Source organism: Streptomyces sp. NPDC005805 (assembly GCF_040630445.1).
GTDB lineage: Bacteria > Actinomycetota > Actinomycetes > Streptomycetales > Streptomycetaceae > Streptomyces.
This window is the reverse complement of the sequence record NZ_JBEXXN010000109.1, coordinates 1-4,896: the sequence shown is the minus strand read 5'-3', so window position 1 is coordinate 4,896 and position 4,896 is coordinate 1. Positions and strand designations below refer to the sequence as shown.

The window sequence follows — 4,896 nt, the reverse complement described above, 5'->3', positions numbered from 1 at the left end:
GGCCCCGACACCCCCATCATCACCACCGACGCACGCCACCGCGCCGACGCCAAAAGCGCCCTCATCACCCTCGTCGAACACGCCCTCATGGCGCGGCTCAAGTAGACGACGCCATACGGCAGTTGTCGTATCGGGCGGGGAGGCGGGCTGTGTCGTTCGACACGGCCCGCCTCCGTGTTCATAACATTTCGACAGAGAATTGCCCCGGAGCGGCCACCCGCCGCACACGGATCGTGTCACTGTGCTCACCTGAGCCTCGCGTTTTGCCGAGGCTCGTTCTTTATGCCCGTTTTATCGGTGGTCCCCAGGCCCCGGAATCCCAGATTCCAGGTGTTTGGACCGGGGCGGTCCGGCGTGCTGGAATTCGTCGAACTGCCGAGTAGTACGGCACCGCCGCATCAGTACGGCTACGAACGAACCACGGCACAGCGTAGGTGCCGACGCCGAGAGGTTGTTGGTCGAGTGAAGCGAAGCAAAACGAGCTCCGCAGAGCATCAGGCGCGGGGCAACTTCACCCCGCCGCGCACAGCGGCGTCGCCTGCGGATGCCTCGGGTGCTTCGAACGGCTCCCCGGCCGCCGGCAGCTCCAGCAGGCTGTCCCCGCGCAACTGGCGGGTGCCCACCCGCCTGAACGCGATCCTCCTCATACCCGTGCTCGTCGGGCTCGTCATGGGCGGCTTCCAGGTGAAGCAGTCCATCGACACCTGGAGCGAGGCGCAGGACGCCGAGAAGACCGCGCTGATCGTGCGCGCCGCCGCCGAGTACGGCGAGGCGCTGCTGAACGAGCGCGACCTCACCGCCCAGACCCTGCTGCTGGCGACCAGCGAGGCCGACCGCAAGGGCCCGCAGGTCACCGAGGCGTACGAGGCCACCGACGCCGCCGCGGAGAAGTTCCGCGAGGCCGTGAAGGACATGCCCTCCGGAGAGGGCCTCAAGCAGCGCCTGGAGCGCCGCCTGGAGCTCTTCGACAAGGAGGAGCCCGCGCTCGCCAAGCTGCGCGAGGCGGCCTACTCCCGCGCCCTGGACCCGGTGAAGACCGAAGAGGGCTACGTCAAGGTCCAGCACGTGCTCATGGAGCTCTCCAACGAGCTCGGCCTCGGCACCGGCAACGTGACCGCCTACGGCCGGACCGTGTACGCGATCCAGCTCTCCAAGGCCGCCGCGTCCCTCCAGCGCTCCATCGGTATGCACCTGCTGCTCCGGCCGGGCTCCGACAAGGTCCTCGACCAGCAGAAGGTCGCCTTCAACTCGTACAACTACCTGGAGCAGATCGCCATCGGCGAGTACGTCTCCGGTGGTACGGAGGCGGACACCGCCCGTCTCCAGCAGGTCATGGCCGGCAAGGCCGCCGAGGGCGAGAAGCGCCTCAAGGCGGCCGGGCTCAACCCGCCGGTCGGCCCGGACAAGTCGGTCTTCACCGGCATGGCCGCCGCGATCGGCTCGGACTCCACGCCCTCCCAGCTCAAGAAGCAGGACGTGACGCCCGAGACCTGGATGGGCGCCTCCACGGCCAAGTTCGAGGGCTACAGCGAGATCGAGAAGGACCTCGTGGACCGGGCCGTGCAGGAGGCCGCGACGGTCTCCGGCGACGCCCGCAACGACGCCATCACCACCGGCGCCATCGTGGTCGTCGCCCTGCTCGCCGCGTTCATCCTGGCCGGCTTCATGGCCCGCCAGATGAGCCGCTCCATGGGGCAGCTGCGCTCCGCCGCCTTCGGCATCGCCGAGCAGCGCCTGCCGATGCTGGTCGACCAGCTCTCCCGCACCGAGCCGGGCCGGGTGGACACCCGGGTGGAGCCCATCCCGATCGACTCCCAGGACGAGATCGGCGAGGTCGCCCGCGCCTTCGACCAGGTCCACCGCGAGGCCGTGCGGCTCGCCGCCGAGCAGGCCATGCTCCGGGGCAACGTCAACGCGATCTTCACCAACCTCTCTCGCCGCAACCAGTCGCTGATCGAGGGCCAGCTGACCCTGATCACCGACCTGGAGAACAACGAGGCCGACCCGGACCAGCTGGAGAACCTCTTCAAGCTGGACCACCTGGCGACCCGTATGCGCCGCAACGGCGAGAACCTCCTCGTCCTCGCGGGCGAGGAGCCCGGCCGCCGCTGGAACCAGCCGGTGCCCCTGGTCGACGTGATGCGCGCCGCCTCCTCCGAGGTGGAGTCCTACGAGCGCATCGAGCTGACCGGCGTCCCCGAGACCGAGATCCACGGCCAGGCCGTGACCGACCTCGTGCACCTGCTGGCCGAGCTGCTGGAGAACGCCACCACCTTCTCCTCCCCGCAGACCAAGGTCCGCGTCACCGCGACCCGGCTGCCCGACGGCCGCGTCATGATCGAGATCCACGACAAGGGCATCGGCCTGACCGCCGAGGACTTCGCCGACATCAACCACAAGCTGGCCAACCCGCCGACGGTGGACGCCGCCGTCTCGCAGCGCATGGGCCTCTTCGTGGTCGGCCGCCTCGCCGACCGGCACGGCATCCGCGTCCAGCTGCGCCCCTCGGGCGAGCAGGCCGGCACCACCTCGCTGGTCATGCTCCCGGACGCCATCACCCACGGCGGTGGCGGCGAGGCGCTGCCCGAGGACGACTTCACGGTCTCGCAGATCATCCCGCAGCAGCAGTCCTTCGACAGCGCCCCGCTGCGCACCGCGGCGGAGCTCGGCTTCGACGACTCGCGCTACGAGCAGCCGTCCGGCGACGGCACCCAGCTCGACCCCGTGGGCCGTTCGCTGATACGCGAGGAGCGCCGCGCGGCGCTGGAGGCGCAGGCCCACGGCGGCGACCGCCCGCTCTTCCGCGACGAGGCCGCGTACCCGCAGGAGCAGCAGGAGTACGCCGGCGAGTACGACCAGGAGTACGCCGCGCAGGGCTACGCGCCGGAGCAGCAGGACTACAGCGCGCAGAACGGTCAGCCCTACGGTGCGGCCAACGGCGCCGGCGCCGGTCAGGGCTACGACGAGCAGGGCTACGACGGCTACCCGGCGAACGGCGGCTACCCGGCGAACGGCGGCTACCCCGAGCAGCAGGATGTCCGGGCTTCGCACCAGGGCGGCTATGCGGAGGGCGACTTCACGGCCTCCCAGCCCGCCGCCCAGGGGTACGACGGCTCCTATGGCAACGGCTCCCACCAGGAGCAGTGGCAGCAGCAGGAGGGTTACCAGACCTCCTACGAGCCCGAGTACCGCACCGAACCGGAATCTTCCCAGGACGCTCCCGCTAACGGCTCCGACCGCGTAGGCTTCGAGCGTCCGGGACCCTCGCCGAGCAGCAGTCACGAACTGACCGCCTCGGGCCTCCCGCGCCGCGGCGGCGGCCAGCCGGCCGCCTCCGGGCAGCGCTCCCCGCAGCAGCAGTGGCAGCAGTCCGCGGAGCAGCAGCCGGCCGCGAACGCGCCGCAGGGCGGCCAGGAAGCGGGCGGCGGAAACGACACCTCCACCGGCGACTGGCGCTCGGCCAACGACGAGCGCTGGCAGCGGGCGGAGAAGCTCCGCGACCCGAAGGCGGGCGGTGTGACCTCCTCCGGTCTCCCCCGGCGGGTGCCCAAGGCCAACCTCGTCGAGGGAACGGCGGAGCAGACCCCGCAGGGCGGCCCACAGGTCTCCCGTGCCCCGGAGGACGTGCGCGGCAGGTTGAGCAACCTGCGGCGCGGTGTCCAGCAGGGGCGCAGCGCGGGGACGGACACGAACGGACCGGCCACTTACGATCGTCACAGTGGCCCGGGTAGTACCTACAACCAGGAGCGTTAGTGTGAGCCCGATGAGCCAGGCGGCGCAGAATCTGAACTGGTTGATCACCAACTTCGTGGACAACACCCCCGGGGTGTCGCACACGGTGGTGGTCTCCGCCGACGGACTCCTGCTGGCGATGTCCGAGGGTTTCCCGCGTGACCGCGCCGATCAGCTCGCGGCGGTCGCCTCCGGGCTGACCTCGCTGACCGCGGGAGCGTCCCGGATCTTCGAAGGCGGTGCCGTCAACCAGACGGTGGTGGAGATGGAGCGCGGCTTCCTCTTCATCATGTCGATCTCCGACGGATCGTCACTGGCCGTTCTCGCCCACCCGGAGGCCGACATCGGTCTCGTCGGGTACGAGATGGCCCTCCTGGTGGACCGTGCGGGCAGTGTCCTCACCCCGGATCTGCGCGCAGAGCTCCAGGGAAGTCTTCTCAACTGACAAACGGACAGTGCATTTCCCGCCACCGCACCATAAGGTGCGGTGGCGCGGCCCCACAGGGACCGGCGACCGGCGGTCGGAGGAGGAAACGTGGCAACACCCCCAGGCGGACACCCTTATGACGGTGCGCACCAGCCCCAGGGTGAGCACTCCCACAATCGCTTCAACTTCCCCTCCTCGCCGAGCGGGCAGGGAGGCGGCCGGCCCTACCAGCAGCCGCAGCCCGGGCCGTACGCGCCGTCGTACGACCAGCCGGGCGCACCGCGCATCCAGCCGGTGGCCCCGCGACGGGCGCCGGAGCCGGCGACCGCGCAGGGCGGAAATCGGCACAACCCCCTGGTCCGTCCGTACGCGATGACCGGCGGCCGGACCCGGCCGCGCTACCAGCTCGCCATCGAGGCGCTGGTCAGTACGACGGCCGATCCCGCGCGGCTGCAAGGGCAGTTGCCCGAGCACCAGCGGATCTGCCGGCTGTGCTTCGAGATCAAGTCGGTCGCCGAGATCTCGGCACTTCTCTCCATCCCCCTCGGCGTTGCCCGTATCCTCGTCGCCGACCTGGCGGAGGCCGGGCTCGTCGCCATTCATCAGCCCGGCGGCGACGAGGCCGCGGGTGGCCAGCCTGACGTGACACTGCTCGAAAGGGTGCTCAGTGGACTTCGCAAGCTCTAGCGGCGGTGCAGCCCGCTCAACCACCAGCGCGAAGATCGTGGTGGCGGGCG

General features: G+C 70.3%; 3 protein-coding genes and 2 pseudogenes. All 5 read left to right on the top strand.

Annotated elements, in window-relative coordinates:
- Positions 1-105 (top strand): annotated as a pseudogene (locus tag ABZ457_RS30420) (ATP-binding protein); the annotation flags it as partial.
- A 357-nt stretch (positions 106-462) separates the two neighbouring features.
- On the top strand, positions 463-3,753 hold the full coding sequence (locus tag ABZ457_RS30415) for a nitrate- and nitrite sensing domain-containing protein (RefSeq protein ID WP_359164253.1): 3,291 nt from the start codon (positions 463-465) through the stop codon (positions 3,751-3,753).
- Positions 3,754-3,763: 10 nt separating this feature from the next.
- Positions 3,764-4,177, top strand: coding sequence for a roadblock/LC7 domain-containing protein (locus ABZ457_RS30410; protein WP_005311461.1), 414 nt, complete (start codon positions 3,764-3,766; stop codon positions 4,175-4,177).
- A 90-nt stretch (positions 4,178-4,267) separates the two neighbouring features.
- Positions 4,268-4,846 carry a DUF742 domain-containing protein gene (locus ABZ457_RS30405; RefSeq protein WP_359164248.1) on the top strand — a complete coding sequence of 193 codons (579 nt, stop codon included), beginning with the start codon at positions 4,268-4,270 and terminating at the stop codon, positions 4,844-4,846.
- A pseudogene (locus tag ABZ457_RS30400) lies at positions 4,827-4,896 on the top strand (ATP-binding protein); the annotation flags it as partial. The gene ABZ457_RS30405 and the pseudogene ABZ457_RS30400, both read left to right, overlap by 20 nt.